The sequence below is a fragment of the Azospirillum humicireducens genome, from assembly GCF_001639105.2.
In the GTDB taxonomy this organism is placed as follows: Bacteria; Pseudomonadota; Alphaproteobacteria; order Azospirillales; family Azospirillaceae; genus Azospirillum; species Azospirillum humicireducens.
In genome coordinates this window covers 281,221-304,737 of the sequence record NZ_CP028907.1, presented here as the reverse complement: position 1 = coordinate 304,737, position 23,517 = coordinate 281,221, and the positions used below count along the sequence as shown (strand labels likewise).

24 protein-coding genes are annotated in these 23,517 nt (G+C 69.3%); 19 read left to right on the top strand and 5 right to left on the bottom strand.

What is annotated here, in order from left to right; all coding sequences use genetic code 11:
* Window positions 1–207: 207 nt before the first annotated feature.
* Window positions 208–1,728, bottom strand: coding sequence for a glucose-6-phosphate dehydrogenase (zwf, locus tag A6A40_RS28565; protein ID WP_108549215.1), 1,521 nt, complete (start codon window positions 1,726–1,728; stop codon window positions 208–210).
* Between the two features lie 132 nt (window positions 1,729–1,860).
* Window positions 1,861–3,702, bottom strand: coding sequence for a phosphogluconate dehydratase (edd, locus tag A6A40_RS28560; protein ID WP_108549214.1), 1,842 nt, complete (start codon window positions 3,700–3,702; stop codon window positions 1,861–1,863).
* A gap of 217 nt (window positions 3,703–3,919) precedes the next feature.
* Here edd and A6A40_RS28555 point away from each other — a divergent pair, with 217 nt between their 5' ends.
* The 9 genes from A6A40_RS28555 (at window position 3,920) to pqqE (ending at window position 10,535) form a co-directional block, all read left to right on the top strand.
* Complete coding sequence (locus tag A6A40_RS28555) at window positions 3,920–4,837, top strand: SIS domain-containing protein (RefSeq protein WP_108549213.1); 918 nt, start codon at window positions 3,920–3,922, stop codon at window positions 4,835–4,837.
* 251 nt (window positions 4,838–5,088) lie between these two features.
* Window positions 5,089–5,550: a cytochrome c-550 PedF gene (gene pedF, locus A6A40_RS28550; RefSeq protein WP_236784120.1), complete on the top strand. Its 462-nt coding sequence runs from the start codon at window positions 5,089–5,091 to the stop codon at window positions 5,548–5,550.
* Window positions 5,551–5,723: 173 nt separating this feature from the next.
* Window positions 5,724–6,371, top strand: a complete 648-nt coding sequence (locus A6A40_RS28545; protein ID WP_108549212.1) for a response regulator transcription factor — start codon at window positions 5,724–5,726, stop codon at window positions 6,369–6,371.
* A gap of 40 nt (window positions 6,372–6,411) precedes the next feature.
* The coding region (locus A6A40_RS28540; protein WP_257792314.1) for a rhodanese-like domain-containing protein at window positions 6,412–7,047 on the top strand (636 nt) is incomplete at its 5' end.
* A 136-nt stretch (window positions 7,048–7,183) separates the two neighbouring features.
* Entirely contained in the window at window positions 7,184–7,264 is an 81-nt protein-coding gene (gene pqqA, locus A6A40_RS32520; RefSeq protein ID WP_014249839.1) for a pyrroloquinoline quinone precursor peptide PqqA, read from the top strand.
* Between the two features lie 107 nt (window positions 7,265–7,371).
* Window positions 7,372–8,316 (top strand): pyrroloquinoline quinone biosynthesis protein PqqB, encoded by a 945-nt coding sequence (pqqB, locus tag A6A40_RS28530; protein WP_108549210.1) that lies wholly within the window; start codon window positions 7,372–7,374, stop codon window positions 8,314–8,316.
* Window positions 8,313–9,101, top strand: coding sequence for a pyrroloquinoline-quinone synthase PqqC (pqqC, locus tag A6A40_RS28525; RefSeq protein ID WP_108549209.1), 789 nt, complete (start codon window positions 8,313–8,315; stop codon window positions 9,099–9,101). The genes pqqB and pqqC overlap by 4 nt, the downstream gene beginning before the upstream one ends.
* On the top strand, window positions 9,098–9,394 hold the full coding sequence (pqqD, locus tag A6A40_RS28520; protein WP_108549208.1) for a pyrroloquinoline quinone biosynthesis peptide chaperone PqqD: 297 nt from the start codon (window positions 9,098–9,100) through the stop codon (window positions 9,392–9,394). The genes pqqC and pqqD overlap by 4 nt, the downstream gene beginning before the upstream one ends.
* Before the next feature lie 22 nt (window positions 9,395–9,416).
* Window positions 9,417–10,535 (top strand): pyrroloquinoline quinone biosynthesis protein PqqE, encoded by a 1,119-nt coding sequence (pqqE, locus tag A6A40_RS28515; protein ID WP_108549207.1) that lies wholly within the window; start codon window positions 9,417–9,419, stop codon window positions 10,533–10,535.
* A 17-nt stretch (window positions 10,536–10,552) separates the two neighbouring features.
* On the opposite strand, the gene A6A40_RS28510 is transcribed toward pqqE, so the two are convergent.
* Window positions 10,553–10,972 carry an Lrp/AsnC family transcriptional regulator gene (locus tag A6A40_RS28510; RefSeq protein WP_108549206.1) on the bottom strand — a complete coding sequence of 140 codons (420 nt, stop codon included), beginning with the start codon at window positions 10,970–10,972 and terminating at the stop codon, window positions 10,553–10,555.
* Between the two features lie 127 nt (window positions 10,973–11,099).
* Here A6A40_RS28510 and A6A40_RS28505 point away from each other — a divergent pair, with 127 nt between their 5' ends.
* Complete coding sequence (locus A6A40_RS28505) at window positions 11,100–11,660, top strand: cysteine hydrolase family protein (protein WP_108549205.1); 561 nt, start codon at window positions 11,100–11,102, stop codon at window positions 11,658–11,660.
* 30 nt (window positions 11,661–11,690) lie between these two features.
* Here the strand turns inward: A6A40_RS28505 and A6A40_RS31040 are convergent, their stop codons facing one another.
* Window positions 11,691–11,867: a hypothetical protein gene (locus A6A40_RS31040; RefSeq protein WP_167562547.1), complete on the bottom strand. Its 177-nt coding sequence runs from the start codon at window positions 11,865–11,867 to the stop codon at window positions 11,691–11,693.
* A gap of 202 nt (window positions 11,868–12,069) precedes the next feature.
* On the opposite strand from A6A40_RS31040, the gene osmF reads away from it, so the two are divergent.
* The 9 genes from osmF (at window position 12,070) to A6A40_RS28455 (ending at window position 21,493) form a co-directional block, all read left to right on the top strand.
* On the top strand, window positions 12,070–12,969 hold the full coding sequence (osmF, locus tag A6A40_RS28495; RefSeq protein WP_162363853.1) for a glycine betaine ABC transporter substrate-binding protein OsmF: 900 nt from the start codon (window positions 12,070–12,072) through the stop codon (window positions 12,967–12,969).
* A gap of 51 nt (window positions 12,970–13,020) precedes the next feature.
* Window positions 13,021–14,163, top strand: coding sequence for an ABC transporter permease (locus A6A40_RS28490; protein ID WP_167562560.1), 1,143 nt, complete (start codon window positions 13,021–13,023; stop codon window positions 14,161–14,163).
* Window positions 14,160–15,104 carry an ABC transporter ATP-binding protein gene (locus tag A6A40_RS28485; protein WP_108549201.1) on the top strand — a complete coding sequence of 315 codons (945 nt, stop codon included), beginning with the start codon at window positions 14,160–14,162 and terminating at the stop codon, window positions 15,102–15,104. The genes A6A40_RS28490 and A6A40_RS28485 overlap by 4 nt, the downstream gene beginning before the upstream one ends.
* A complete protein-coding gene (locus A6A40_RS28480; RefSeq protein WP_418208641.1) occupies window positions 15,101–15,859 on the top strand; it encodes an ABC transporter permease in 759 nt (252 codons plus the stop codon). The genes A6A40_RS28485 and A6A40_RS28480 overlap by 4 nt, the downstream gene beginning before the upstream one ends.
* Window positions 15,860–16,097: 238 nt before the next feature.
* Entirely contained in the window at window positions 16,098–17,054 is a 957-nt protein-coding gene (locus A6A40_RS28475; RefSeq protein WP_108549200.1) for a thiamine pyrophosphate-dependent dehydrogenase E1 component subunit alpha, read from the top strand.
* A 17-nt stretch (window positions 17,055–17,071) separates the two neighbouring features.
* Window positions 17,072–18,031, top strand: a complete 960-nt coding sequence (locus tag A6A40_RS28470) for an alpha-ketoacid dehydrogenase subunit beta (protein ID WP_108549199.1) — start codon at window positions 17,072–17,074, stop codon at window positions 18,029–18,031.
* Between the two features lie 48 nt (window positions 18,032–18,079).
* Window positions 18,080–18,568, top strand: a complete 489-nt coding sequence (locus A6A40_RS28465; RefSeq protein ID WP_236784162.1) for a c-type cytochrome — start codon at window positions 18,080–18,082, stop codon at window positions 18,566–18,568.
* Between the two features lie 116 nt (window positions 18,569–18,684).
* Window positions 18,685–20,808 carry a 3-hydroxyacyl-CoA dehydrogenase NAD-binding domain-containing protein gene (locus A6A40_RS28460; protein WP_108549197.1) on the top strand — a complete coding sequence of 708 codons (2,124 nt, stop codon included), beginning with the start codon at window positions 18,685–18,687 and terminating at the stop codon, window positions 20,806–20,808.
* A gap of 169 nt (window positions 20,809–20,977) precedes the next feature.
* Window positions 20,978–21,493 (top strand): hypothetical protein, encoded by a 516-nt coding sequence (locus tag A6A40_RS28455; RefSeq protein ID WP_108549196.1) that lies wholly within the window; start codon window positions 20,978–20,980, stop codon window positions 21,491–21,493.
* A gap of 213 nt (window positions 21,494–21,706) precedes the next feature.
* Here A6A40_RS28455 and A6A40_RS28450 read toward each other — a convergent pair whose 3' ends face one another.
* Complete coding sequence (locus tag A6A40_RS28450) at window positions 21,707–23,482, bottom strand: fructose-specific PTS transporter subunit EIIC (RefSeq protein ID WP_108549195.1); 1,776 nt, start codon at window positions 23,480–23,482, stop codon at window positions 21,707–21,709.
* Between the last annotated feature and the right edge of the window lie 35 nt (window positions 23,483–23,517).

The window sequence follows — 23,517 nt, the reverse complement described above, 5'->3', positions numbered from 1 at the left end:
CCCGCCCGATGCAGAAACCGAAAGCCTCACCGAACCTCTGGGGTTCAGGTGAAAAGCGCCGGTTTGTCGGGCTTCCCCGTCGCGTGTCGGTCGCCGCCGTGTCGGCGGCGCCGGCGTCGTTCGCGTCGGGAGGCGCTTTATAGGCGAGCCCTCCCAAACCGCGCAAGAACTTTTTTCACCACCATGACGATTTTTTGAGCGGCCCGCTCAGAAAGCGGCAGCCGGGATTTCGTCATCGTGCCAGGTGCGACCGTCGCGCTCGATCAGGGCGATGGACTGCGAGGGACCCCAGGTGCCGGCGATGTAGGGCTTCGGCATCTCGTGCCGGGCCGTCCAGCCGTCGATGATCGGCTCCGCCCATTGCCATGCGGCCTCGACCTCGTCGCGGCGCATGAACAGGGTGGAGTTGCCGCGCACCACATCCATCAGCAGCCGCTCGTAGGCGTCGGGGAAGCGACCGCCAAAGGTCTGGGCGAAGCTGAGGTTGAGGGCAGCCGGCCGCAGGCGCATGCCGCCCGGTCCCGGCTCCTTGGTCATCAGGTGGAGGCGGATGCTCTCGTCGGGCTGCAGGCGGACGATCAGGCGGTTGGCTTGGAGCTCGCCCGCCGCCTGCGGGAAGATCGAATGGCGGATCGGGCGGAACTGGATGACGATTTCCGACATCTTGGCTGGCAGCCGCTTGCCGCTGCGCAGATAGAAGGGCACGCCGGCCCAGCGCCAGTTGTCGATCTCCAGCTTCAGCGCGACGAAGGTCTCGGTGCCGCTGCCGGCCGGGATACCGGGTTCGTCGAGATAGCCGGGCACGGCGCCGCCGGCGACCGCGCCGGCGCGATACTGGCCGCGGACGGTGCAGCCGCCGATCTCGTCCGGCCCGATGGGCTTGAGCGAACGCAGCACTTTCAGCTTCTCGTCGCGCACCGATTCCTGGGCCAGCGAGATCGGGCATTCCATGCCGACCAGACAGACGAGCTGCAGCAGGTGGTTCTGCACCATGTCGCGCAAAGCGCCGGACTGGTCGTAGTAACCGCCGCGCTCCTCGACGCCGACCGTCTCGGCGACGGTGATCTGCACATGATCGATGTGGTTGGCGTTCCACAGCGGCTCGAACAGGGAGTTGCCGAAGCGCAGAGCCAGCAGATTCTGCACCGTCTCCTTACCCAGATAATGGTCGATGCGATAAATCTGCTGTTCGGAGAAGACGGCGCCGACCTGATCGTTGATCTCCTGCGCCGAGGCAAGGTCACGGCCGATCGGCTTTTCCAGCACGACGCGGGAGCCCGCCGTGGCAAGGCCGAAGGCACGGAGCTGGTCGCAGATCGGACCGAACAGGCCGGGCGAGGTCGCGAGATAGAAGATGCGCACCGCGCTGTTGCGCTGGGCAGGCGGGTTCTCCAGCCGCTCCGCCAGATCGCGCCAGCCGTCGTCGGAGGTGGCATCGACCGGAACATAGTCCAGCCGCTCCAGGAAGCGCGCGATCAGTCCGGTGTCGCGCTCGTCGGCGGGAACATGCTGGAGGATCGCCTGCTCCGCCTTGGCGCGGTAGTCGGACGGGCTGAGCGGGCTGCGCGAGACGCCGATGATGCGGCTGCCCTCGGCCACCTGCCCCGCCTTGTCGCGCAGATAGAGCGCCGGCAGCAGCTTGCGCAGGGCAAGATCGCCGGTGCCGCCGAACACGGTGTAGTCGAAGGGAGGCAGTGCGGGGGCGGCGACGGTGGAGCGGGATTGCATCTTCGGACCTCTCGCGTCGGTGGCACGGTGCCTCAGGCAACCCGTGCGTCATGGTGCCACAGGGATGGGCCGGTCACAATCCAGGCCGGCATGGCCCGATGCCGGCCCGTTTCTTCCAGAATTGCCGCTGCGCTATCGCCCGAGCAGGTTGAGAACCGAGGCACCGCTCTCCGCCGGGCCGGCATTGTTGCGGAACAGCGAGAACAGCTCGCGCCCGCAGCCGTGGGAGGCATCCTCGCTCGGCGGCGGGGGAGCGCCGCGGTTCTCCCACTCGGCAGCGTCCACCAGGGCGTCGAGCGTCCCGGCTTCGGCATCCAGCCGCAGGACATCGCCGTCGCGAACGCGGCCGAGCGGGCCGCCGCCCTTCACCTCCGGCGTGACATGGATGGCCGCCGGCACCTTGCCCGAAGCACCGGACATGCGGCCGTCGGTCACCAGCGCAACCTTGAAGCCCTTGTCCTGCAGCACGCCCAGCGGCGGGGTCAGCTTGTGCAGTTCCGGCATGCCGTTGGCGCCGGGGCCCTGATAGCGGACGACCACGATCACGTCGCGGTCGAGTTCGCCGGCACGGAAGGCGGCCTGGACGGCCTCCTGATTGTCGAAGACGCGGGCGGGCGCCTCGACGACGCGATGCTCCGGCTTGACCGCCGAGGTCTTGATCACGCCGCGGCCGAGATTGCCGGTCAGCACGCGCAGGCCGCCTTCGGCCGCGAAGGGCGCCGCGGTGGTGGCGACGACCGTAGGGTCGCCGCTCCGATCGGTGGCGGCACGGGTCCAGGTCAGGGCACCGCCCTCGTCCAGGTCCGGCATGCCGCGGTAGGGCTCAAGCCCGCCGTCGCCCCAGACGGTGGCGATGTCGGTGTGGACGAGCCCGGCGTCAATCAGCTGACCGATCACGAAGGGCATGCCGCCGGCCTGATGGAAGCGGTTCACGTCGGCGCTGCCGTTGGGATAGACACGGGCCAGCAGCGGGACGACCGCCGAAAGCTCCGAGAAATCCTCCCAGTTCAGTTCGATGCCGGCGGCGGCGGCGATGGCCGGGATGTGCAGGGTGTGGTTGGTCGAACCGCCGGTGGCCAGCAGGCCGACGATGCCATTGACCAGCGCGCGCTCGTCGACGATGCGGCCGATGGGAGTGCCGGCGCCGGGCGCGGTCATCGCCACCACCCGGCGGGCCGCCGCGTCGGTCAGCGCATCGCGCAGCGGCGTGTTGGGGTTGACGAAGCTGGCGCCCGGCAGATGCAGGCCCATGATCTCCATCAGCATCTGGTTGGTGTTGGCGGTGCCGTAGAAGGTGCAGGTGCCGGGCGCGTGATAGGACTGGGACTCGGCGTCCAGCAGTTCCTCCCGCCCGACCTTGCCCTGGGCGTAGAGCTGGCGCGCCTTCGCCTTGTCTGCGTTCGACAGGCCGGACGGCATCGGCCCGGCGGGCACGAAGATCGTCGGCAGATGGCCGAAGGCGAGCGAGCCGATCACCAGGCCGGGCACGATCTTGTCGCAGATGCCCAGGCACAGCACGCCATCGAAGGTGGCGTGGGACAGCGCCACACCGGTCGCCAGCGCGATCACGTCGCGGCTGAACAGCGACAGCTCCATCCCCTCGTAACCCTGGGTGACGCCGTCGCACATCGCCGGCACGCCGCCCGCCACCTGGGCCACGCCACCGGCCGCGCGCACTGACTCGCGGATCAGGGCGGGATAGCGCTCGTAAGGCTGGTGGGCGGAGAGCATGTCGTTGTAGGCGGTGACGATGCCGATCGACGGCTGGGTCTCGCCACGCAGCGCCGCCTTGTCGTTCGCGCCACAGGCAGCGAAAGCGTGGGCGAGATTGGCGCAGCCCAGGCGATGGCGGCGCGGCTTGCCGCCGGCGCTTTCCAGCCGCGCCAGATAGGCCGCACGGCGGTCGCGGCTGCGCTCGGCGATGCGCTCCGTCACGCGGGCGACGACAGAATTCAGGGTGGCGGGCTTGCTCATGATCGCGTCTCGACCGTTAGAGGGAGGCGATGATTTCCGAAACGGACCATACGCCAGGGGTGGCGGCATGTGAAGAAAATTTTTTTCATATGCGGCGGTTCGACATTGGATTCCTCGCCAGCAACGGCAAAATTCTTCATAGTGGTCTCCGCATCCCGGTGGGGGATGCCGTCGGACGCCGCTCCCGCCGGGCCTTCCTGGAAAGTAACCTTACGCCATGCCATCCCCGGTCAACAGCGCTGCCGCCCCCCCTGCACCATTGGACATACTGGACGCGATCCGCCGGCTGCGCGGCGAGTTGAAGCGGTCGGAAGGGCGGATCGCCGAACTGGTGCTGGCGGACCCGCGCCGGGTGCTGGACCTGAACGTCACCTCGCTGGCCCAGGCGGCTGAGGTGAGCGAGGCGACGGTCGTGCGTTTCTGCCGCAGCGTCGGCTGCGCCGGCTTTCCGGACTTCAAGCTGCGCCTCGCCGAGAGCCAGGCGCGCGACGCCCTGCGCGATGAGGTGCGGAGCGGCACGCCCTATGTCAGCCAGGACGTGGCGCCCGAGGACGATGTCGGCACGCTCGCGCGAAAAATTTTTTCATCGAGTGCGGCGGCGCTGACGGCCGCCTCCGCGGCCCTGGACGAGCAGGCGCTGGAGCGGGCCATCGCCCTGCTGGCGGCCGCACCGCGGGTGCTGTGCGTCGGCACCGGCGGGTCAAGCGCCCTGGCGAAGGATGCGGCGCACAAGCTGCTGCGCTTCGGCGCCGATGCCCAGCCCTGTGCCGACCCGGTGCTGGCGCGCATGCTGCTGGTCAACATGGGGGCCGGCGGGGTGCTGCTGGCACTGTCCAACACCGGGCGCAGCGGGGCGATCAACGAGCTGGCGGCAGCGGCTCGGGCACAGGGCACGGCTGTTGTCGCGATCACCGCGCCGCGGTCTCCGCTGGCCAGCATGGCGAGCGTGGTCGTCGCCAGCCAGCCGGTGGAGGATACGGAGATGTATACGCCCATGGCCTCGCGGCTGGTCCACCTGACGCTGATCGACGTCCTGTCGACCGGCGTGGCGCTGCGGCTGGGCGATCCGGCGGTGCGGCAATTGGCGAAGGTGAAGGCGGCGATCAATGCCGGGCGGCTGCCGCCGTTGGCATGACCGGACCACGGCCGCCGCCTGCCGCATGCGTCATCCGACCATCGTCCAGGATGCAGCCGGACGGTTCGGCCGGGCGTGAGCCGGGCGCTGCTCCGCGGCCTTGTACCATTGTCGAATAATTAAGCGAACGAACGATTGCTATCCTCGACCGCAATCCGGCCCCGCAACGGTCCCGTTTGCCCGAAAAACCTTGGGCGACAAGCGATCGGACTGCCGCGGCCACAAGAAGGATGCAGGAAGAGGACGCACCGATGACGCACAGCACCGCCGCGCCGCCTCCCCTCGCCCGCCGCCGTCCGGCACTGCATGCCGCCGCCCTGGCCGGAGTGCTGGCGCTGGCGCTGGCCGGTCCGGTCCATGCCCATGGCGATGTGGTGCCGCAGGCGGTCGACACCACCGGGCTGGAGAGGCTGGGCGACAAGTGGCGCGACAGCAATCCCTACCGCAGCAACCAGCGCGCCATCGAGATCGGCGCGTCAGCCTTCAACCAGAACTGCGCGCGCTGCCATGGGCTGGGCGCGGTGTCCGGCGGCATCGCTCCCGACCTGCGCTATCTGGAAAAGGGCGATGCCGGCGACGAGTGGTTCAAGGAGCGCGTGATCAACGGCTCCATACGCAACGGCGTCACCTACATGCCGGCCTTCGGCGAGGCGCTGGGGCAGGAGGCACTGTGGGCCATCCGCTCCTGGCTGGAAACAGTGCATGAGGACTGAGCATTGAGGCCCCGGCCGGAAGGAGTAACACCGATGGCGGTGCGGCATGTTCGCGCACAAAACAATTCGCGCCATTCGCGGTGTTGCGCCTTCCCATTCCGGTCTGACACACTGTTTGCGGACTTACGTCCCGCATCCCATTCCACCCGCCGCTGCACAGGGAACCGCAGGCCATGACCCGGATCCTGATTGCCGATGATCACCCGATGGTGCGCGACGCCCTGCGCAGCGCGGTGCTCTATTCCTGCCAGGCCACGGACGTGATGGAGGCGGACCGCCTCGACAGCGTCATGCAGGCGCTGGAGGAACGCGGCGACCTCGATCTCGTGCTTCTGGACGTCAACATGCCCGGCATGAACGGGCTGGGCGGACTGCGCACGCTGCGCCAGCGCTTCCCGGCGACGCCGGTCGTCGTCGTGTCCGCCCATGAGGAACGGCGCTGGGTGCGGGAGGCGATGGAGAGCGGGGCCGCCGGCTTCATCCCCAAATCGACCCCGCGCGACGCCATCGCCGCGGCCCTGCGACAGGTGCTGAACGGCGAGCTCTACGTCCCGCCGCAGGCCGGCGACGAGGGCGTCGGAGAGGCGGAGGATGCCGAAACCGCGGAGATCGCGCGGCGCATCGCCACCCTGACCGCGCAGCAGTTGCGGGTGCTGGAGCTGCTCGGCACCGGCAAGCTGAACAAGGAGATCGCCTTCGACCTCAGCATCACCGAAACGACGGTGAAGGCGCATGTCTCAGCCATCCTGCAGAAGCTGAAGGTCTACAGCCGCACCCAGGCGGTGGTGATCGCCAACCGCGTGCTGGCCGAGCGGCGGTGAGGGGAGGTTCGACTTTGCCCCCACCCCGCCCCTCCCCCTNACCTGCCGCTGGCCCTGCCGGTGCGGGGGAGGGTTAGGGAGGGGGCACAACGTCCCAAAACTCACCACCCTCCTTCTCGCGCTCACCCTTCTCACCACCCCCGCCCTCGCCGCCGGCATCTCCCAGCCCGATGGCTACCGCCTGTCCGACTACCGTTCCCCCACGCCTGACGGCATCGCCGGGGGCGAAACGGTCGACACCCCGGCCGTGCAGTCCCTGCTGTCGAAGGGCAGCGTCATCCCGATCTTCGTCCAGCGGCTGGAGCGCAGCACGCTTCCCGGCGCCCCCTGGCTGCAATCCAAGCCCTACCGCCAGATCCCCGGCAGCGTGTGGCTGCCCAATGTCGGCATGGGCGCGCCCGACGATGCCACGCTGGCCTGGTTCGAATCGCAACTGGAGCGGCTGACCGCCGGCGACCGGACCCGCGATCTACTGTTCTACTGCCTGTCCGATTGCTGGTTGTCATGGAACGCAGCCAAGCGTGCGGTGTTGCTTGGTTATGCCCGTGTCCATTGGTATCCGACCGGCATCGACGGTTGGATGGAGGCCGGTCTGCCAACGGAGGAGGCTCATCCGCTTCCACCCCCGCCGCCGCCCCCGCCGCCTGGGCCGGTCCGCAACCCGTCCGCGCCCTGACACGCTTGCGGGCGGCGGCGAAAGACAAGGGGCGGATTGCACCATCGTAGCATGGCGGTCCGCCGCCCCGGACCGCTACTCTTCACCTTGCCAACCATCTTGGTCGGCAGCAGTCAGCAAACAGGAGCATCACGCAATGAAGACCTGGCGCAAACCGAAGACCACCGAGATCGCCGTCGGCACCGAGATCAACGCCTACGCCTGCGCCGGTCTCTAAGCCGGTCGATGCGGGGCCGGGGACGGGATGCTGGCATCCCCTCCCCGGCATCCAACCAAGAATGCCGCGGCAAGACGGTTTCCAGATAAGATGTGAAGGCGGTGGCGATGCAGATTCTCGTCCTCGGTTCGGCGGCCGGCGGGGGTTTCCCGCAATGGAACTGCGCCTGCGAGGGTTGCCGCCGCGCCCGCACCGGAGACCCGGCGGCGAAGCCGCGCACCCAATCGTCGCTGGCGGTGACCGCCGATGGCGAGCGCTGGCTGCTGCTGAACGCCTCGCCCGACCTTGGCGCGCAGCTGCTCGCCAACCCGCAGCTTCACCCGAAGGGGTCCTTGCGCGGCAACCCGATCGCCGCGGCCCTGCTGACCAACGCCGACATCGACCATGTCGCGGGCCTGCTGACCCTTCGCGAATCCCATCCCTTCGCCGTCTACGCCACCCCGCGCGTCCATGGCGTGCTGGCCGCCAACAGCGTCTTCAACGTGCTGAATCCGGAGTTCGTCGCCCGCCGGGCGATGGCGCTGGGCGAGCCGTTCCAGCCCGCCGGGGCCGATGGCCGCCCGCTGGGGCTGGAGGTGGAGGCCTTCGCCGTGCCGGGCAAGGTCGCGCTCTATCTGGAGGATGCCTCGGCCGGTCCCGGCTTCGGCTCCGTCGCCGAGGACACGGTGGCGCTGCGCATCCGCCCGACCGACGGGTCGAATGGCGGATCGAATGACGGCTTCTTCTATATCCCCGGCTGCGCCGGCATGCCGGGTTGGCTGGCCGACCGGCTGCAGGGTGCGCCGCTGGTTCTGTTCGACGGCACGACCTGGACCGACGACGAGATGATCCGCAGCGGCACCGGCGTGAAGACGGCGGCGCGCATGGGGCACATGCCGATGTCAGGGCCTTCGGGCAGCATGGCGGCCTTCGCGCCGCTGAATGTCGGCCGCAAGATCTACATCCACATCAACAACACGAACCCCGCCCTGCTGGAGGATTCGCCCGAACGGGCGGAAGCCGAGGCGGCAGGCTGGCGCATCGCCCATGACGGGCTGGAGCTGACCCTATGACTGACCCCACCGCCGCACCGATGTCCCGCGAGGAGTTCCGAACCGCCCTCTATGCCATCGGCGAGCGGCAGTATCACGACCTCCACCCGTTCCATCAGCTTCTGCACGGCGGCGGGCTGAAGAAGGGGCAGATCCAGGCCTGGGCGCTGAACCGCTTCTATTACCAGGTGTCGATCCCGCGCAAGGATCTGACCATCATGTCGCGGATGGACGACCCGGCGCTGCGCCGCGCCTGGCTGCAGCGGGTGCTGGACCATGACGGGCTGACCCAGGCCGGCGAACCGGACGAGACCAAGGTCGGCGGCATCGAGCGCTGGCTGCGGCTGACCGATGGGCTGGGGCTGGACCGCGATTATGTGAAGTCGCTGGAGGGCATTCTGCCCGCCACCCGCTTCGCGGTGGACGCCTATGTCAATTTCGTCCGCGACCATTCCCTGCTGGAGGCGGTGGCGTCCTCGCTGACCGAGCTGTTCGCGCCGTCGATCCACCGCGAACGCATCGCCGGCTTCGAGCGCAATTACGCCTTCGCCAACGACAGCACCCTGTCCTATTTCCGCAAGCGGCTGGACGAGGCGCCGCGCGATGTGGAGTTCGGGCTGGATTATGTGCTGACCAATGCCCACACAGCCGAACAGCAGCGCCGGTGCCTGCGCGCGCTCCGGTTCAAGACGGAACTGCTGTGGGCCCAGCTGGACGCTCTGCACCACGCCTATGTCACCCCGAACCTGATCCCGCCCGGCGCCTTCGTGCCGGAGGACATGGAACCGACGCGGTACAGCCGGTGAACGCAGTTTCTCCCCATATCGGCGAAGCCGACCGGCTGCGGCTGGCCCCCGGCGTCATGCTGCGCAACGACCGCCGCCGCGGCGAATGGATGCTGATGGCGCCCGAACGGCTGCTGGTGCTGGACGAGATGGCGCTGGCGGTGGTGCGCGCCTGCGTCGGGGCGGAGGTCGCCGACGTCGCCGCCGGGATCGACCGGCTGACGGCGGAATACGACGCCCCGCGCGCGGAGGTCGCCGCCGACGTGCTGGAGATGCTGACCGACCTGCGCAACAAGGGCTATGTCGTCACATGAAGTGCCCCAGGAGGTGCGTCAAATGAGCTGCGCCCTGCCCGCCTTCGCCGCCGCGTCGGCCGCCGAACCGGCACCGCCCTTCGCCGTGCTGATGGAGCTGACGCACCGCTGCCCGCTGCGCTGCCCCTATTGCTCCAACCCGGTGGCGCTCGATTCCGCCAGCGCCGAGTTGGACACCGCCACCTGGAAGCGGGTGCTGGACGAGGCGGCCGATGCGGGCGCCCTTCAGGTCCATTTCTCCGGCGGCGAGCCCTGCGTCCGCAAGGATCTGGAGGAGCTGGTCGCCCACGCGACGGAAATCGGGCTCTACAGCAACCTGATCACCTCCGCCGTCCTGCTCGACCGGCCACGGCTGGAGCGGTTGCAGCGCGCCGGGCTCCAGCATGTGCAGATCAGCCTGCAGGATGCCGAGGCCGCCGGTGCCGACCGTGTCGGTGGCTACAAGGGCGGTCATGTCAAGAAGCTGGAGGTCGCGCGCGCAGTGGTGGCGCAAGGTCTGGCGCTGACCATCAATGCCGTGCTGCATCGCCACAACATCGACCGGGTCAACGACGTCATCGATCTGGCGATGGCGCTTGGCGCCGGGCGGATCGAGATCGCCAACGTCCAATATTACGGCTGGGCGCTCGCCAACCGGGCGGCGCTGATGCCGTCGCGCGACCAGTTGCTGGCGATGGACGCCGCGGTACGGGCGCGCCTGCCGGAACTGGCTGGCCGGATCGTTGTCGATTACGTGGTGCCCGATTACTACGCCCGCCGGCCGAAAAGCTGCATGGGCGGCTGGGCCCGGCGCTTCATGAATGTCACCCCGCGCGGCCGAGTCCTACCCTGCCACGCCGCCGAGACCATTCCGGGGCTGGAGTTCGAGACGGTCCACGACCGCAGCCTGTCCGATATCTGGCGCGACGGCCCGGCCTTCACCCGCTACCGCGGCACCGCCTGGATGCCGGAACCCTGCCAATCCTGCGACCAGAAGGAAGAGGACTGGGGCGGCTGCCGCTGCCAGGCGCTGGCGCTGGCCGGCAGCGCCGACGCGACCGACCCGGTGTGCGACCTGTCGCCGGCCCATGCGGAGGTCGCCGTGCTGCGCGACCGCGACGCGGCGGCGCTGGAAAGCGTCTGGACCTATCGCGGCGCCTGAGCGATTCGCCGCGCGATCTACGCGAACCGTTCCAGCACCATCTGCGTCGTCACCTCGGCAACGCCGGGCATTCCGGCAATGGCGGCGCGGACCGCTTCGATGCCGCGGATGTCGGGCGCTTCCGCCCGGATGACCATATCGGTGGCCCCGGCCACGGCATCCATGGCGACGATCCCGGGGATCCGCTTGAGCTTGGGAACCAGCTGGGCGCAGCTGTGGCCCGGCTCGTGGCGCAGCAGGAAATAGGCGGCGACGCCATCCGCCACCGGCCCGTCCTCGACGGTCGTGAAACCGCGGATCACGCCCGATCTCAGCAACCGGTCCAACCGTTCCTGGGTGGCGCTGCGCGACAGCCCGATATCCCGTGCCAACGCCACCAATGTCCGGCGGGCATCCTTGCGCAAGGCCGCCAGCAGCAGCCGGTCCTTATCGTCCATCCCTGTCCCCAAAACCCGCTCCCACCGGCGGAATGCCGGCCGGCCGGCATCTTGCCGGGCTGCATCCGGCAGCCTTTCGGCGGAAGTTCACAGCCAAGGACCATGGACGATTTCCACGGAGTATCCAATGACCTTGCTTCCAGCTGCCTCCGCACTTCTGCCGGTGGACATGCAATGCGCCTTCGACGGTCCGTCATGGCCGCGGCGCTGGAACCGCGCGCTCGACCACAACGGGCTGCGCCTGCTCGATGCCTGGCGGCGCAGCGGCCGGCCGGTCATCCATGTGCGTCACGATTCGACCGGGCCGGCCTCCACTCTCCGCCCCGGACAGCCGGGCAACCGCTTCCGCGAGGGGTTCGAGCCGCTCAATGGTGAAGCGCTGGTGAGCAAGAGCGTCAACTCGGCCTTCATCGGCACCGACCTGGATCTGCGGCTGCGCCGGCTGAAGATCGAACGGGTGGTGGTGTTCGGCATCTCGACCGACATGTGCGTGTCGACCACCGTCCGCACCGGTGCGAATCTGGGTTGGCCGATCACGCTGGTCACCGATGCCTGCGATTGCTTCGATCTGCCGGACGGCCGGGGCGGAACCATCCCGGCCGAGCAGGTCCATGCCGTCCATGTCGCCACGCTCGGCTACGAGTTCTGCGAGGTGACCACCACCGACGGACTCATCGAAAGCCTGTGACCGCGTTTGCCGGGTCGGGGCGACGGCAAGTCAGGCGCTGTCGCCCGACCCGCCCTTCCTGCCCCCACCGTCCTGCTTGTTGACGGTGGCCCAGGCGCGCCGCTCGGCCTCGTCGTGGGAGACGCCGCGCTTTTCGTAGCCGTCCTCGATATGCTCCGCCTTGCGCCTCTGCTTGGCGGTGTATTTGTCCTTGTCGCCCTGGGACATCGGATCCTCCTGTCGGAATCTCCCGTTCAACAGCATCGGCTGACCCAAGGTTCCCCACCGGATTATGCTGAATCTCATATCCGGGACCGGACAGTCGGAAAGCGCGTCTTGCCGTGAGCGAGGCCGTCACCCATCCTTTCCCCCAAGTTTATCGGGGGGAGGATCAGGGGTGTACAATCTGTTCAACAGAGGCCGTGCCGTGATGGGCGCGGCGGCTCTGGCGCTGGGCCTGATCGCCGGAGCGGCGCAGGCGGCGGATGCGGTCCGCGTCGGCTCCAAGCTGGATGCGGAAAGCGGGCTGCTCGGCACCATGATCCTGCAGATGCTGCAGGCCAACGGCATCCCGACGGAAAACAAAATCCAGCTCGGCCCGACCAAGATCGTGCGCGGCGCGCTGCTGTCGGGCGAGATCGACGTCTATCCCGAATACACCGGCAACGGCGCCTTCTTCTTCAATGTGGACAGCGATCCGGTCTGGAAGAGTGCCGGCGCCGGCTATGAGAAGGTCCGGCAGATGGACCGGGAGAAGAACAACATCGTCTGGCTGAAGCCGGCCCCCGCGAACAACACCTGGGCGCTGGCCGTCCGCCGCGACGTGGCCGATGCCAACACGCTGAAGACGATGGAGGATTTCGCCAAATGGGTCTCCGGCGGCGGCAAGGCGAAGGTCGCCGCGTCGGCCGAGTTCGTGGAAAGCCCGGCGGCCCTGCCCTCCTTCCAGCAGACCTACGGCTTCGCCTTGAAGCCCGACCAGATGCTGATCCTGGCCGGCGGCGACACCGCGGCGACCATCCGTGCAGCGGCGGAGCAGACCTCCGGCGTCAACACCGCCATGGTCTACGGCACCGACGGGGCCATCGCCGCGCTGGACCTCGTGGTGCTGGCCGACACCAAGGGCGCGCAGATGGTGTATGAGCCGGCGCCGACCGTCCGCGCATCGGTGCTGTCGGCGAACCCGAAGATCGCCGACCTGTTGAACCCGGTCTTCGCCAGCCTGGACGCCGAGACGCTGCGGGGACTGAACGCCAAAATCTCGGTGGACGGACAGGACCAGAAGCAGGTCGCCACAGAGTACCTGAAGTCCAAGGGCTTCCTGAAGTAAGCCGGTGACGTGACCATCCGCCTTCCCCTTCACAACCGCGTCGCCCTGCTGATGGCGCTGGCCACCGCCGTCGCCGCCGTCGCGCTGCCGTTTCTGGGCTTCGCGCCCAACCGGCTGCTGTCCGGCCGGCCGGTGCCACTGTGGGCGGCGATGCAGGGCTTGGATGGCGTGGCCGTCCTGCTGCCGGGGCTGGTCCTGCTGGCGACGCCGTTCCTGCGGCCGACGCGCGTCGGGCTCGGCCTGACGGTGGCGGCGGGGGGACTGTTCGCTGCCGGGCTGGTCTGGCTGGCTGGCCATCACGCGGCGGTGCTGGCGCAGGGAGCATCGGCGGCGGCGCGCACCTCCTTCGCCTCAGGTTTCTGGGTGATGGCGGCGGCGGGGCTGCTGACGGCGGTCGATGCGGCGCGGCGGATGGGACTGGGGGCGGTCGGCCGGCTGGCGGTCGGCGGGGCCGTCGCCGGGCTGGTGGCGCTGCAATTGGCGACCGGCCATCTCGACGCGCTGTCGATCCTCAAGGAATACGCCAACCGCCGCGACGTCTTCGCCGACGCCGTGCTGCGCCACGCCGCACTGGTGGCGGCGGCGCTGGTGCCGACGCTGCTGGTCGGCATTCCGCTCGGCGTGGCGGCGCATCGGGTGGAGGCGGTCGGGCGCGCGGTGTTCCCGGTGCTGAACATCGTGCAGACGGTGCCGTCCATCGCGTTGTTCGGACTGCTGATGGCTCCGCTGGCGGCACTCGGCGCCCTGCTGCCGGGCTCCGGGATCAGCGGGGTCGGACCGCTGCCGGCGGTGATCGCGCTGACCCTCTATTCCCTGCTGCCCATCGTCCGCAACACCGCGGTCGGGCTGGACGGCGTGCCCGCCCCGGTGCGGGAGGCCGCAAGGGGCATGGGGCTGACGCCGCGCCAGATCTTCCTGCGCGTCGACCTGCCGCTGGCCCTGCCGGTCTTCCTGTCGGGCCTGCGCATCACCGTGGTGCAGGCGGTCGGGCTGGCCGCGGTGGCGGCGCTGATCGGCGCCGGGGGCTTGGGTGCCATCATGTTCCAGGGGCTTTTCGCCAACGCGCTGGACCTTGTGCTGCTGGGGGCCGTTCCCGTCATCCTGCTGGCGGTGGCGGCCGACGCCCTGCTGTCGATCGGCATCGCCGCCGCCACCAGCCACAACGGTCTTCCGCCGGGAAGGAGTGCGCCATGATCGATTTCGAGCGCGTGAGCAAGCGCTTCGGCTCCTGGACGGCGGTGGATACCGTGTCCTTCACCGTGGCGGAGGGCGAGTTCCGCGTGCTGATCGGCCCGTCCGGCTCCGGCAAATCGACGGTGCTGCGCATGATCAACCGCCTGATCCCGGCGGACGAGGGCGCCATCCGCATCGACGGCGAGGACATCGCCTCCCTGAAGCCGGAGGAACTGCGCCGGCGCATGGGCTATGTCATCCAGTCGGTCGGCCTGTTCCCGCACTGGACGGTGGAGCGCAACATCGCCACCGTGCCGGCCTTGCTGGGCTGGCCGAAGGCGCGCATCCGCGACCGGGTGACGGAACTGCTGGAACTGCTGAACCTCGACCCGCGCCGCTACCGCTCCGCCTATCCGCACCAGCTGTCCGGCGGGCAGCAGCAGCGCGTCGGCGTCGCCCGCGCGCTGGCGGCGGAACCGCGCATCCTGCTGATGGACGAGCCGTTCAGCGCGCTGGACCCGATCACCCGCGCCAGCCTGCAAACGGAACTGTCGGCCATCCACCGCCGCACCGGCACCACCGTGGTCTTCGTCACCCACGACATGGACGAGGCGTTGCGGCTGGGCGACAGCATCGCGGTGATGGACCATGGCCGGCTGATCCAGTGCGCCCCCCCGCTGGAGATCCTGACCCGCCCGGCCAGCCCGCTGGTGCGCGACCTCGTGGGGCGGGAGGAATGGGGGTTGAAGCGGCTGGCGGTGGAGACGGCCGGCGACCGCGCCCGGCCGCAGGAACGCGTGGGCGGCGAACCGCTGCCGTCCGAAACCCCGCTTCACCGCGCCCTGTCGGAAATGGTTTCCCGCGGCGCCGAGCGGCTGCCGGTGGTGGATGGCGACGGCAGGCCGGCCGGGGTGCTGCACCTGTCCGACCTCGTCCGTCCTGCGCCGGACCGGGCGGCATGACCGTCGCCGGCATGGCCCCGCGGGAGTTCCTGACCGACCGGCTGATGCTGGGGCTGGTGGCGCTGATTGCGCTGGTGCTTGGCATGCCGTCGCTGAAGCCGCTGTTCGCCACGCTCTATCCCGCCCTCGACCGCCCGCTCTACGAAGCGGAGAGTTTCGTCCGCCTGACGCTCGACCATATGGCGCTGGTCGGCCTCTCCAGCCTTGCCGCCATCCTGCTGGGCGGCGGGGCCGGCATCGCCGTCACGCGCCCCTGGGGGCGGGAATTCCGCGGCCTGCTGGAAACAATCGCCACCATGGGCCAGACCTTCCCGCCGGTGGCGGTGCTGGCGCTGGCCGTTCCGGTGATGGGCTTCGGCCCTGAGCCGGCGCTGATCGCGCTGACTCTCTACGCCCTGCTGCCGGTGGTGGAGAACACGGTGGCCGGGCTGGACGGCGTATCGCCCGCGGTGCTGGATTCCGCCCGCGGCCTCGGCATGGGACCGGCGGAGGTGCTGTTCAAGGTGGAGCTGCCGCTGGCCGCCCCGGTGATCCTGGCCGGCGTGCGCACCGCCGTCATCATCAATGTCGGCACCGCCGCCATCGCCTCCACCGTCGGGGCCAAGACCCTCGGCCTTCCCATCATCGTCGGGCTGAACGGTTCCAATCAGGCCTATGTCATCCAGGGCGCTTTGATCGTTGCCGCACTTGCCGTGGTGATCGACGCCGGGTTCGACCGGCTGGCCGGATGGCTGACACGCTGGTCGCGGCGCTGAAGAAATCGATATGATTCAGATAATTATATCGGCCGCGACACTTAATAAACATTTAGCATTCCGATAAGAAACAGTTAGTACCGGAAGTTCGATTAGCATGCCTATGGTCGCTTCCGAACACGGACCGTTCGGAATGCAACATCGCCGCTGGCCCCGCCGCTTCGCTGAAGAGGGGCATTAAGGCGCCGCAAAATAGAATTCCCGCATCCGAACGGTCTCCGAATTCAGGGAGACCACCATGAGCATTCATCCACTGGACCCCGTCCAGGCCCTGGAACGCATGATGCTGATCCGGGCCTATGAAGAGACGCTGATCGACCTGCATGGCCGCGGACGCGCCGCCGGAACCTGCACCTCCGTGGGGCAGGAGGCAGCAGCCGTCGGCGTCGTGTCGGCATTGACCGCCGACGACCTGATCCTCACCAACCACCGCAGCGCCGGCCATCTGCTGGCCCGCGGCGCCGATCCCGGCCGCATGCTGGCGGAGGTGATGGGCAAGCGCGACGGCTATTGCGGCGGCAAGAGCGGGTCGCTGCACATCTCCGCCAAGGATCTCGGCGTCGTGCTGACCTCCACCATCGTCGGCGGCGAGCTGGCGCTAGCGACCGGGGTCGGGCTGTCGCGCAGGATGCTGGGCAAGCCGGGCATCGTCGCCTGCTTCTTCGGCGACGGCGCCGCCACCGAAGGGCGTTTCCAGGAATCGCTGAACCTCGCCGCGGTGTGGACGCTGCCGATCCTCTATGTCTGCGAGAACAACCAGTGGCAGGCCTTCGTCCACCGCAAGGAAACCATGCTGGCGGACGGGATCGCCGGCCATGCCGCGGCGCTGGGGGTGGAGAGTGCAGTCGTCGACGGCAACGACCCGCTTGCCATGTTCGACGCCGCCAGCGCCGCCATCGACAGCATCCGCCGCACCGGCAAGCCTTTCCTGCTTGAGGCGATGACCTACCGCCTGCGCGGCCATTTCGAGCCCGACGACCAGGCCTATGTCGACCGCACCGAACTGTCCCACTGGCGCGACCGCGACCCCATCCTGTGCCTGCGCACAAGGCTGGAGCGTGAAGGCCGCCTCGACGCAGAAGGCATTGCCGCCATCGAATCCCGCGTCCGCGCGACGATGGAGGCCGCGACCGCCTTCGCCGATGCCAGCCCCTATCCGGGCCTCGATGCCCTGACCACCGACGTCTACGCCTGAGCGGAAGGATCGCCATCATGACCACCATGACCGTCAACGACGCGATCTCCGCCGCGCTGGCCGAGGAAATGCAGCGGGACCCCACCGTGATGATCTTCGGCGAAGGTGTCGCCACCAAGCGCCGCGACCTGCTGGAGCGCTTCGGTGCCACCCGCGTCCGCAACACCCCGCTGGCGGAGGGCATCATCGCCGGCACCGCCGCCGGGGCCGCCGCCACCGGCCTGCGCCCGGTGGTGGATCTGCTGTTCGCCCCCTTCCTCTGCTATGCCATGGACGAGATCGTCAACAGCGCCGGCAAGCTGCGCTACATCTCCGGCGGCCAGTTCAGCTTCCCGATGGTGGTGCTGGCGATGACAGGCGCCGGCTGGGGCGTCGGCGCCCAGCACAACCACAATGTGGAGAGCTGGTTCGTCCACAGTCCCGGCCTGAAGATCGTCATGCCCTCCACCCCCGCCGACTTCAAGGGGCTGATGAAATCGGCGATCCGCGACGACAACCCGGTGCTGGTCTTCGCCGACATCGCGCTCGGCTACAGCGCCGGCGAAGTGCCGGAGGAGGCCGACGCCATCCCGCTGGGCAAGGCGGCGGTGCGGCGCGAGGGCCGCGACGTGACCCTGGTGTCCTATGCCAAGACGGTCGGCACCTGCATGGCCGCCGCCGACACGCTGGCAGGGGCCGGCATCGACGCCGAGGTGATCGACCTGCGCAGCCTGAAGCCGCTGGACGAGGATGCCATCCTGCGATCCGTCGCCAAGACCGGGCGTCTGGTGGTCGTGCACGAGGCGAGCCGCCTGTGCGGCGTCGGCGCGGAGATCGCCGCCCTCGTGGCGGAGAAAGCCTTCGCCAGCCTGCGCGCGCCGGTTCTGCGCCTGACCGGCCCCGACGCCCCGGCCCCGGCGAGCTTCCCGCTGGAGCAGGCCTTCGTCCCGCAGGCCGACGCCATCGTCGCGGCCGTCCGCTCGCAGATGGGCGGCTGACGCAGCGCCCGATACCCCGCCATGTCCATTTCCCCGGAGCACACCCCGATGATCCGCCACACCCTGTCCGCCCTGCTTTTTTCCGCAACCCTCGCCGGTCCCGCCCTGGCCGACGACGCGGCCGCCCGCGGCAAATATCTCGTCACCGTGATCAGCTGCGGCGATTGCCACACGCCGGGCCATCTGCTGGGCAAACCCGACCTCGCCCGCGCGCTCAGCGGCTCGGATGTCGGGTTCGAGATCCCCGGCCTCGGCGTCTTCCACGGCTCCAACCTGACGCCGGACAAGGAGACCGGGATCGGCAACTGGACGGAGGAGCAGATCGTCACCGCCATCCGCACCGGCAAGCGGCCGGACGGGCGCATGCTGGCGCCGGTCATGCCCTGGATGTCCTTCGCCGCGCTCAGCGACGAGGACGCCCGCGCCATCGCCGTCTATCTGAAAAGCCTGCCGCCGGTCGCCAACAAGGTCGCCGGCCCTTTCGGTGCGACCGACAAACCGACAGGCTTCGTCATGCGGATCTCGGCCCCGCAGTGAGAGTATATTTCGTATAGTAAAACTATATTCCGAAAACTTGATTCCGGCGGATCGTCTGCTAGACTGGCCGTCTGCGGGCCGATGTGCCCCGATTCAAGGCTTTTCGGAGAGCGCCGATGCCGTCGCCTGCCCAGACTGAAGCGGTTCCGTCCAATCCTGTCCAGTACGCGCGCCAGGGGCGCGTCGGCGTCATCACCGTCGATTATCCGCCGGTGAACGCCGTCGGCCATGGCGTGCGCAGCGGGCTGGTGGCGGGGCTGGAGGCGGGGCTTGCCGATGCCGAGGCAGCGGCGCTGCTGCTGGTCTGTGCCGGCCGCACCTTCATGGCCGGGGCGGACATCCGGGAGTTCGGCAAGCCGTCGGCCCCGCCGACCCTGCCGGAGGTGGTGGCGCGCCTCGACGCCTCGGCCAAGCCGGTGATCGCCGCCATCCACGGCACGGCGCTCGGCGGCGGGCTGGAGGTCGCGCTGGCCTGCCATCTCCGCATCGCGCTGAAATCGGCCAAGCTCGGCCTGCCGGAGGTGAAGCTGGGCCTGCTGCCCGGCGCCGGCGGCACCCAGCGGCTGCCGCGGCTGGTCGGCGCCGCCAAGGCGCTCGACATGATCCTGTCCGGCGACCCGGTGAGCGCGGAGGAGGCCCTGGCGATCGGCCTCGTCGATGCGGTGGAGGACGATGTTTCGCCGCTCGCCGCCGGCCTGCGCGCCGCCGACCGGCTGCTGGCGGAGGGGGGGATTCCCCAGCCGGTCAGCGCCCGCACCGACCGCATCGCCGGGACCGACCCCGCCCTGTTCACGGCGAAGCGGGCGGAATTGGCGAAGCGTCAGCCGCACCTGTTCTCCCCCAACCGGATCGTCGATGCGGTGGAGGCCGCCGTCACCCTTCCCTTCGCCGAGGGCACGTCGCGCGAGCGGGAGCTGTTCCTGGCCTGCATGGACTCGCCCCAGCGCGCCGGACTGATCCACTCCTTCTTCGCGGAGCGCGAGGTGGCGAAGGTCCCCGGCCTGCCCGCCGGCACGCCGACGCGCGCGATCCGCAAGGTCGGCGTGATCGGCGCCGGCACCATGGGCGGCGGCATCGCCATGTGCTTCGCCAATGCCGGCATCCCCGTGGTTCTGGTCGACAGCGCGCAGGAGGCGCTGGACCGCGGCACCGCCGCCATCCGCCGCAACTATGAGGCCACCGCCCGCAAGGGCCGGCTGACCGCCGCGCAGGTGGAGGAGCGGATGGGGCTGATCCATCCCAGCCTGTCCTATGGCGACCTCGGCGACGCCGATCTTGTGGTTGAAGCGGCCTTCGAGAGCATGGAGGTCAAGCGGACCATCTTCCGGACGCTGGATGAGACCTGCAAACCGGGTGCGATCCTCGCCACCAACACCTCGACGCTGGATGTCGATGCCATCGCCGCAGCGACCGGCCGGCCGCAGGATGTGCTGGGCATGCATTTCTTCAGCCCGGCCAACGTCATGCGCCTGCTGGAGGTGGTGCGCGGCGCCCGGACCTCCGATAACGTCCTGGCAACCGTGATGGGGCTGGCGCGGCGGATCGGCAAGGTGGGCGTGGCGGTCGGCGTCTGCTACGGCTTCGTCGGCAACCGCATCCTGCACCAGCGCGGGCGCGAGTCCATGGCACTGGTCGAGGAGGGCGCCAGCCCCGAGCAGGTCGACCGCGTGCTGACGGACTTCGGCTTCCCGCTCGGCCATTTCTCGATGACCGACCTTGCCGGCATCGATGTCGGCTGGCGCATCCGCGAGGAGCGCCGCAAGGCCGGCGATCCGGAGGCGCAGGCGCCCAACTGGCTGGACGTGCTGGCGGAACGCGGGCGCTACGGCCAGAAGACCTCGGCCGGCGTCTACCGCTACGAGCCCGGCAGCCGCACCCCGATCCCCGACCCGGAGGTCGCGGCGGTGATCGAGGAGGACCGCCGACGGCGCGGCATCGCCCCGCGCATCGTCAGCGACGAGGAGGTTCGCGAACGCTGCCTCTACGTCATGGTCAATGAGGCCGCCAAGATCCTGGAGGAAGGCATCGCCGCAAGGCCGGTCGACATCGACGCCATCTGGCTGCACGGCTACGGCTTTCCGTCCTGGCGCGGCGGCCTGCTGTTCTGGGCTGACCGCGAGGGGCTGGGCAAAATCGCAGCATCCGTGCAGCGTTACCATCGCGACATCGGCGGACCGCAATGGCGACCATCCGCTTTGCTTCTGCAACGGGCGGCCGACGGACAGCCGATCGGATGCTGAATCCGGAATGTGGATTACAGTCCCGAAACTAGTTTGCGTTACCGATTGTCAGGATTCTTCCATATACTCTTCCCCTAGGACCGCTCCACCGGCCCCCTCCCGTCCCCCAGGCGGCGGAACCGGCGGAGCGGTTCTGAAAGCGGCCCGGACCTGACCGAAGGGGAAGAGCATGAAGGACATGACCGTCGCAGCCACCGACTGGGGTCTCCACGCCGTCGCCTGCACCGGCCTTCCTCTTGTCTCCCCGTCCGCCTGGCTCGGGACGCTGCGCAACGCGCTGTCCAGCGGCGGCACGGGCTCCCGCCTGTTCCTGGATTTGCGGGAGGTCGGCAATTCCCCCCTGCCGCCGTCCCATCTGGGAGCTTTGGCGTCGGTCCTGGCCCAGGCCGGGTTCAGCGCGGTTCTGGTGCCGGACCTCGGGCTTGGCCACGCGCTGTGCGATGCGGTCCGCCGCAACGGCGGCATGGGCGCCGGCGAGACGGCCACCGGCCTGCGAATCCTCCCGACGGAGGGCCGCGACAGGGTCGCCATCGCCGCCGCCTATCAGTGGCTGCTGAACGGGCGGGAGCCTGCGGATGCCCTGCGGGTGTCCGACGGCCGCCCGTCGGTTCTGGCCTTCCCCGTCACCGCCGCGCACCGGCCCCCGACCTCCCCCGGACCGGCCGACCTGCGCCGCGCCGGCTGACGGGTTTCCCCGCAACGGCTGCCTTGCAACCGTTCATCCCTGCGGTCATCGTCGTCTCACCTGCCTTTTTCGCCCCGGCCGGATCCGTCCCGCCGGGGCTTTTTATGCGCACCGCATCCTGTCCGAAAAAAGAAATCCCCTCTCCACGCGGGGGCGGAGAGGGGCAAGGCTTCGGGAGGACGCCCGAGAGGAAAGGATCAGGAGAGAGCGGGATCAGGCGTGTGCGCCGGCACCCTGCACCGCCGGCTTCGGCGCAGCGGCTGCGGCCACCGGCTTCTTCAGCACGCGCAGCGCCACCGCCGTCACGACCGTGCCGACCACCAGGGCGACGACATAGCCCAGCAGATGGGTGACGGCGTTCGGGATCGGCAGCACGAAGATGCCGCCATGGGGAACCTTCAGCTCGGCCCCGATCGCCATGGAGATTGCGCCGGTCAGCGAGGCGCCGATCATCAGCGCCGGAATGACGCGCAGCGGGTCGCGGGCGGCGAAGGGGATGGCGCCCTCGGTGATGAAGGCGATGCCCAGAACGGCGGCGGCGTTGCCGGCCTCGCGCTCTTCCGGCGTGAAGCGGTCGGCGAACAGCTTGGTGGCCAGCGCCAGACCCAGCGGCGGGACCATGCCGGCGGCCATGGCGGCGGCCATCGGGGTGTAGACCTGGGAGGCGATCAGGCCGGTGGAGAAGGCGTAGGCCGCCTTGTTGACCGGACCGCCCATGTCGAAGGCCATCATCGCACCGATCAGCAGGCCCAGCAGGATGGCGCTGCTCCCCTGCATTCCCTTCAGCCAGGCGCTCATCCAGGCCAGGGCTTCGGCGACGGGGGTGCCGACGACATAGATCATCAGCAGACCGGTCAGCAGCGAGCCCAGCAGCGGCAGGATCAGAACCGGCTTCAGCCCTTCCAGATTGCGGTGCAGCTTGATGTGCCGGTTGAGGAAGGCGGTGCCGTAACCGGCGATGAAGCCGGCGACGATGCCGCCCAGGAAGCCGGCGCCGATGCTGCCGGCGAGCATGCCGCCCACCATGCCGGGGGCGATGCCGGGGCGGTCGGCGATGGAATAGGCGATGTAGCCGCCCAGCGCCGGCACCATCAGGGCGAAGGCACCCTTGGCGCCGATCTGGAACAGGGCATAGCCCAGGGTTCCGGCGTTGGATTCCTCATAGACGTAGATGCCGCCCAGCGCGAAGGCCAGCGCGATCAGCAGGCCGCCCGTCACCACGAAGGGCAGCATGAAGGACACGCCGGTCATCAGATGCTTGTAGGGGCCGGTGCGCTGGGCCGACCGCTCCGCCTTGCCGGCGGCGACCGCATCGGCCAGCGGAACGGCGCCGCCGGAAGCTCCGCCGGCAGCGCCATGCTGCTTCGCTTCCGCCAGCGCGCGGGTGACCAGCGCCTTGCCGTCGTTGATGGCGGGCTTGGTGCCGCTCAGGAACACGCGCTTGCCGGCGAAGCGGGACAGGTCGATCTGGGTGTCGGCGGCGATCAGGACGATGTCGGCCTCGCGGATCTCCTCGTCGGTCAGCGTGTCGCGCGCACCGACGGAGCCCTGCGTCTCCACCCGGACCTTGTGGCCCAGCGCGGTGGCCGCCTGCTGGATGCCTTCGGCCGCCATGAAGGTGTGGGCGATGCCGGTCGGGCAGGAGGTGATGGCGACGATCCGGCGCGGGGCCGGGGCGGCGGCGGGAGCGGCGCCCAACGCCCGTTCCAGAACCGCTGCCGGGCCGGCCAGCACCTCGTCGAGCGAGGCGGTGCTGCGCTTCAGCGCGGCGAAGCGCCCTTCGTCGAGGTCGCCGCTGCCGACCAGAAGGACGCCCTCGGCCTTGGACAGCGCCGCGGCGTCGAGCGGGGACTGGATGCCGAGGCTGGTGCGGATCTCCACCTGGATGCCATGGCCCAGCGAGGCCGCAGCCTTGCGCAGAGCTTCAGCCGCCAGAACGGCCTGGGTGGATAGATCGCCCGCCGCGATCACGGCCAACAGGTTTGCCATTGTTTCCTCCTGGCGGGTTCGGTCCCGCCCCTGCC

Coding starts and splice junctions, on each gene's coding strand:
- zwf (WP_108549215.1), bottom strand. CDS start 1,728: ATGCAATCCCGCTCCACCGTCGCCGCCCCCGCACTGCCTCCCTTCGAC.
- edd (WP_108549214.1), bottom strand. CDS start 3,702: ATGAGCAAGCCCGCCACCCTGAATTCTGTCGTCGCCCGCGTGACGGAG.
- A6A40_RS28555 (WP_108549213.1), top strand. CDS start 3,920: ATGCCATCCCCGGTCAACAGCGCTGCCGCCCCCCCTGCACCATTGGAC.
- pedF (WP_236784120.1), top strand. CDS start 5,089: ATGACGCACAGCACCGCCGCGCCGCCTCCCCTCGCCCGCCGCCGTCCG.
- A6A40_RS28545 (WP_108549212.1), top strand. CDS start 5,724: ATGACCCGGATCCTGATTGCCGATGATCACCCGATGGTGCGCGACGCC.
- pqqA (WP_014249839.1), top strand. CDS start 7,184: ATGAAGACCTGGCGCAAACCGAAGACCACCGAGATCGCCGTCGGCACC.
- pqqB (WP_108549210.1), top strand. CDS start 7,372: ATGCAGATTCTCGTCCTCGGTTCGGCGGCCGGCGGGGGTTTCCCGCAA.
- pqqC (WP_108549209.1), top strand. CDS start 8,313: ATGACTGACCCCACCGCCGCACCGATGTCCCGCGAGGAGTTCCGAACC.
- pqqE (WP_108549207.1), top strand. CDS start 9,417: ATGAGCTGCGCCCTGCCCGCCTTCGCCGCCGCGTCGGCCGCCGAACCG.
- A6A40_RS28510 (WP_108549206.1), bottom strand. CDS start 10,972: ATGGACGATAAGGACCGGCTGCTGCTGGCGGCCTTGCGCAAGGATGCC.
- A6A40_RS28505 (WP_108549205.1), top strand. CDS start 11,100: ATGACCTTGCTTCCAGCTGCCTCCGCACTTCTGCCGGTGGACATGCAA.
- A6A40_RS31040 (WP_167562547.1), bottom strand. CDS start 11,867: ATGTCCCAGGGCGACAAGGACAAATACACCGCCAAGCAGAGGCGCAAG.
- osmF (WP_162363853.1), top strand. CDS start 12,070: ATGGGCGCGGCGGCTCTGGCGCTGGGCCTGATCGCCGGAGCGGCGCAG.
- A6A40_RS28490 (WP_167562560.1), top strand. CDS start 13,021: ATGGCGCTGGCCACCGCCGTCGCCGCCGTCGCGCTGCCGTTTCTGGGC.
- A6A40_RS28485 (WP_108549201.1), top strand. CDS start 14,160: ATGATCGATTTCGAGCGCGTGAGCAAGCGCTTCGGCTCCTGGACGGCG.
- A6A40_RS28480 (WP_418208641.1), top strand. CDS start 15,101: ATGACCGTCGCCGGCATGGCCCCGCGGGAGTTCCTGACCGACCGGCTG.
- A6A40_RS28475 (WP_108549200.1), top strand. CDS start 16,098: ATGAGCATTCATCCACTGGACCCCGTCCAGGCCCTGGAACGCATGATG.
- A6A40_RS28470 (WP_108549199.1), top strand. CDS start 17,072: ATGACCACCATGACCGTCAACGACGCGATCTCCGCCGCGCTGGCCGAG.
- A6A40_RS28465 (WP_236784162.1), top strand. CDS start 18,080: ATGATCCGCCACACCCTGTCCGCCCTGCTTTTTTCCGCAACCCTCGCC.
- A6A40_RS28460 (WP_108549197.1), top strand. CDS start 18,685: ATGCCGTCGCCTGCCCAGACTGAAGCGGTTCCGTCCAATCCTGTCCAG.
- A6A40_RS28455 (WP_108549196.1), top strand. CDS start 20,978: ATGAAGGACATGACCGTCGCAGCCACCGACTGGGGTCTCCACGCCGTC.
- A6A40_RS28450 (WP_108549195.1), bottom strand. CDS start 23,482: ATGGCAAACCTGTTGGCCGTGATCGCGGCGGGCGATCTATCCACCCAG.